The organism is Micromonospora sp. WMMD736 (assembly GCF_049179015.1).
Taxonomy (GTDB): Bacteria; Actinomycetota; Actinomycetes; order Mycobacteriales; family Micromonosporaceae; genus Micromonospora.
The window spans coordinates 1-3696 of the sequence record NZ_JBMHMI010000070.1 but is presented as its reverse complement, the minus strand read 5'-3'; the positions used below and the strand labels follow the sequence as shown (position 1 = coordinate 3696).

Here is a 3696-nt window from a genome sequence, read left to right as displayed (position 1 = left end):
GTTCGGGCAGCCAGGGATCCAGCCAGCCCTCCGGTTCGATGGCCCAGGCGCTGCGCGACGCCGGCTTCGGCCGGTAGCGCGGCATACTGGCGGCGTGGGGGATCAACTCGCCAAACCGTGACATGCCAGCTGTTGGTGGTCAGCGCCGACGAGGACCGCAATGTCGCGCAGTGGATTTCCCGTCGGATCGCCAAACGCTACGGTGCCGAGCACGAGTCGCATCCTGGGCTGCCGCACTGGATAACCGCCGAGTCGGCCCTTCCACAGGTCGCGCCGCCGGTGCTGACCTGGCTGCAGCGCACCCTGCACCTACCCGTCTTGGCGCGCGGGAAGCGTGCCTTCGATCAGGTCGGACGCGACGCGCACCAGCGGCGTGTTGGCATCCTGAGACAGCTTGCGCAGCAACGCGAACGCCTGCACCGCGTCGACGCCGTAGCGTTCCATCAGGATGCCCTTGGCCTGGCCGATGGCGTCGCGGCTGGCCAGGGCGCGTTTGAACTGCTCGTCGCGGCGGGCTGCGTTCCACGCCACCGACGAATGCGCGGCGAAGATCAGGCCGATCTCGCGGGATTCGGGCCCAAACGCGTTCGGGGTCTCCGCGTACACGTTCAGCGCGCCCATCGTCTCGCCGGCGATGAACAGCTGGAACGCCATGATGGTGCGGATCGGCGTCTGTGCCAATACGTCCCGCGCGTACAACGGAAACCGTTCATCTCTGGTCAGATCGGCGACGTGGACCGTCTTCTCTTCCCAGGCCGCGGTCAGGCACGGGCCTTCGCGGTGCCGCTGCTGGATCTCGTCGAGCAGGATCGGCCAGTGGTGGGTGGCGGCCGGCGTGTCGATGTGCTTGGCGTTGCGGGTGACCGTGACCCCCGCATACAGCGCACCGGGCACCTCGACGGCAGCGTGCTCCGCGAGTTCGGCGATGACGGTGTCGGAGTCGACGTCGCGGCTGTAGAGCTCATGCACGATGTCGGCGATGCGACGAAACGTCGAATCGACCGAAGCGGGGTCATTCACCAGCGACATTGGACCATCATCTCCCACCAGCTGGATTCAGGCTACGCGCTTGCGCCAATACGGCCCGGCGTAGCGGCCCGGTTAACGCCGAGTTGTGGCTGCATGAGGGTTGGCCGCAAACCCGGGTCTCGGTCTGCGCGTCGCTGTAACGTCGCATCCGAGTGATCTTGAGCAACCAGGATCGGATATCGCCATGCGGATTGTCGTCGACTTGAACCGTTGCCTGGGGTACGCCCAGTGCGTGCCCCTGGCGCCCGAGGTGCTGAAACTCAAAGGTGCAGAGGCCCTCACCTACGACCCCAATCCCGATGATGCCCAGCGTCAGCGGGTGCTGCGGGCAGCAGCGTCCTGCCCGGTGCAGGCGATCATCGTGGATCGGCTGGACGGCGAACAGGGCCCTTCGTGAACTCGAACGGTTTCAAGGACAACGGCCGCATCATCATCGTCGGCGCGTCACTGGCCGGCCTGAGAGCCGCCGAGGCGCTGCGTGACGAGGGTTTCCGCGGCGACTTGACCATCATCGGCGACGAACCCGAAGAGCCCTATGACCGGCCGCCGCTGTCCAAGCAGGTGCTGGCCGGGTGGGTGCGCCCGGACGGCACCAAGCTGCCGCGCATGCGCCGCGTCGACGCCGACTGGCGGCTGGGCGTCGCCGCGACCGGCATCGACCGAGCCAACAACCGGATCCTGTTGGCCGACGGCAGCGCGGTCGAGGGCGACCGGCTGCTGATCGCCACCGGGGTGCGGTCACGGCCGTGGCCCAACCCGGACGAAGCCGCCCTCGACGGTGTGTTCACCCTGCGCACCAGCAGCGACGCGGCCAAGCTGCAAGCGGCGCTGGCCGCCAAACCCAAAAGGGTGCTCGTCATCGGCTCCGGGTTCATCGGCTCGGAGGTGGCCTCGGTCTGCCGCGACCTCGGTCTGGAAGTCACCGTCGCCGAACGCGGCCCCGCGCCCCTGGCCGGCCCACTCGGCTTGGTGATCGGCCGGATCGCCGCGGAGATGCAGCGCGCGGCTGGCGTGGACCTGCGCACCGGCGTATCCGTACAGGGCCTCGACGGCGACGCCGGCGGCCACGTCCGCCGCGCACGCCTGTCCGACGGCACCACCCTGGACGTCGACGTCGTGGTGGCATCGCTGGGGTCCATCCGCAACATCGAGTGGCTCGAGGGTGTCGGCCTGGCGGCCGGGACCTGGGGTGTGGGGTGCGACGCCGGGTGCCGCGCGTTCGACATCAACGGCGTGGTCACCAACAACGTGTTCGTGGCCGGCGACATCGCCCGCGCGCCGCACGTGCTCTACGACTACCAGTTCATGGCGATGGAGCACTGGGACAACGCCGTGCTGGGCGCCCAGGTGGCGGCGCACAACATGGTGTGCGCGGAGACCGAGCGCTGGGCGCACCTGATGATCCCGCAGTTCTGGTCGGGCCAGTTCGGCGTCAACATCAAGTCGGTCGGGGTGCCGTCCTTCGGCGACGAGATCGCCTTCACCCAGGGCTCGATCAAGGACCGCCGGTTCGCGGCCGCTTTCGGCCGCCGCGGCCGCATCGTCGGCGCCGTCACCTTCGACCACGGCAAATGGATCCCGTACTACGAGGCGCAGATCGCACGTTCGATGCCGTTCCCGCCCAACCCGGTCGGGTCGGATTTCCCCGAGGACATGCGCGCGATGCCCGCCGAGTTCCCGGTGCGGGGTGTGCCGACCGAAACCCCCGATGTGGTGTTGACCGGCCACAACCCCAGCGAACGCAGCGCCGAATTCCACCCGCGCAAGCGATGAGTGAGGAGACGCGATGACTCCCGAAGAGGCCTGGAACGAGGCCATGAAGCACGAGAACCGGGCCAACCCGTACCCCTACTTCGACGAGTTGCGCAAGACACCGGTCGCACGGGTCACCAACGGCGTCTACGCCGTCACGGGCTACGAGGAACTCATCACGCTGGCCCACGATCCGCGGGTCAGCTCCGATATGCGCAGAAGTCCTCTGGGCAACCGGCCGCGCGAGATCACCGACCCGGCGATCGCCGACATGATCGAACGCTACGGGCAGGAACTGAGCTTCATCCAACAGGATCCACCCGACCACGACCGGGCCCGCCGGTCGTGCATGCGCTTCTTCGGCCCGCCACACTCACCGGACGTGATCCCCAGCCAGGAACCGCTGTGCCAACAGATCGTCAACGACCTGCTCGACAAGGCCGCCGGCAAGACCCGCATCGACATCGTCGACGACTTCGCCTACCCGCTGCCGGTACAGGTGATCTGCCATGTGCTGGGCGTGCCGATCGAAGACGAGCCGGTGCTGCACGCCTGGGTCGCCGACATGATGGCCGGCACCTTCGACATGGGCCCGGAGATCGAAACCGCCGAGGGGCAGGCCCGGCAGGCCAAAGGCGTGGCGGCCGGCCAGGAACTCAAGCAGTACATCATCGGGCTGGTCGAACGTGCCGACAAGTCGCCCTGCCCAGGCATGATCTCGCAACTCGTGCACGACGACGACCCGGACGGACCGATGTCGCCGAGCGAGATCGTCAACAACATCATCCTGTTGTTCATCGCCGGCCACGACTCGACAGTGAATCTGATCTCGCACTGTGTGCTCACCGTGCTGCGCAACCCGGGATCGATCGAATTGCTGCGCGCCAGGCCGGAATTGATCCCCGGCGCCATCGA

At 67.6% G+C, this 3696-nt stretch carries 3 protein-coding genes and 1 pseudogene; 3 read left to right on the top strand and 1 reads right to left on the bottom strand.

What is annotated here, in order from left to right:
- Positions 1 to 309: 309 nt before the first annotated feature.
- The gene (locus ACN269_RS33660; protein ID WP_421477222.1) at positions 310 to 1029 is read right to left on the bottom strand and encodes a GAF and ANTAR domain-containing protein; all 720 of its coding nucleotides are present in this window, start codon (positions 1027 to 1029) and stop codon (positions 310 to 312) included.
- A 184-nt stretch (positions 1030 to 1213) separates the two neighbouring features.
- Between ACN269_RS33660 and ACN269_RS33655 the strand changes: the two genes are divergently transcribed.
- From ACN269_RS33655 to ACN269_RS33645, 3 genes and pseudogenes are all read left to right on the top strand, one after another.
- Complete coding sequence (locus tag ACN269_RS33655) at positions 1214 to 1426, top strand: ferredoxin (RefSeq protein WP_421477220.1); 213 nt, start codon at positions 1214 to 1216, stop codon at positions 1424 to 1426.
- Positions 1423 to 2802: an NAD(P)/FAD-dependent oxidoreductase gene (locus ACN269_RS33650; RefSeq protein ID WP_421477219.1), complete on the top strand. Its 1380-nt coding sequence runs from the start codon at positions 1423 to 1425 to the stop codon at positions 2800 to 2802. Before ACN269_RS33655 ends, ACN269_RS33650 begins: the two co-directional genes overlap by 4 nt.
- A gap of 13 nt (positions 2803 to 2815) precedes the next feature.
- Positions 2816 to 3696: pseudogene (locus ACN269_RS33645) on the top strand (hypothetical protein); the annotation flags it as partial.

Coding starts and splice junctions, on each gene's coding strand:
- ACN269_RS33660 (WP_421477222.1), bottom strand. CDS start 1,029: ATGTCGCTGGTGAATGACCCCGCTTCGGTCGATTCGACGTTTCGTCGC.
- ACN269_RS33655 (WP_421477220.1), top strand. CDS start 1,214: ATGCGGATTGTCGTCGACTTGAACCGTTGCCTGGGGTACGCCCAGTGC.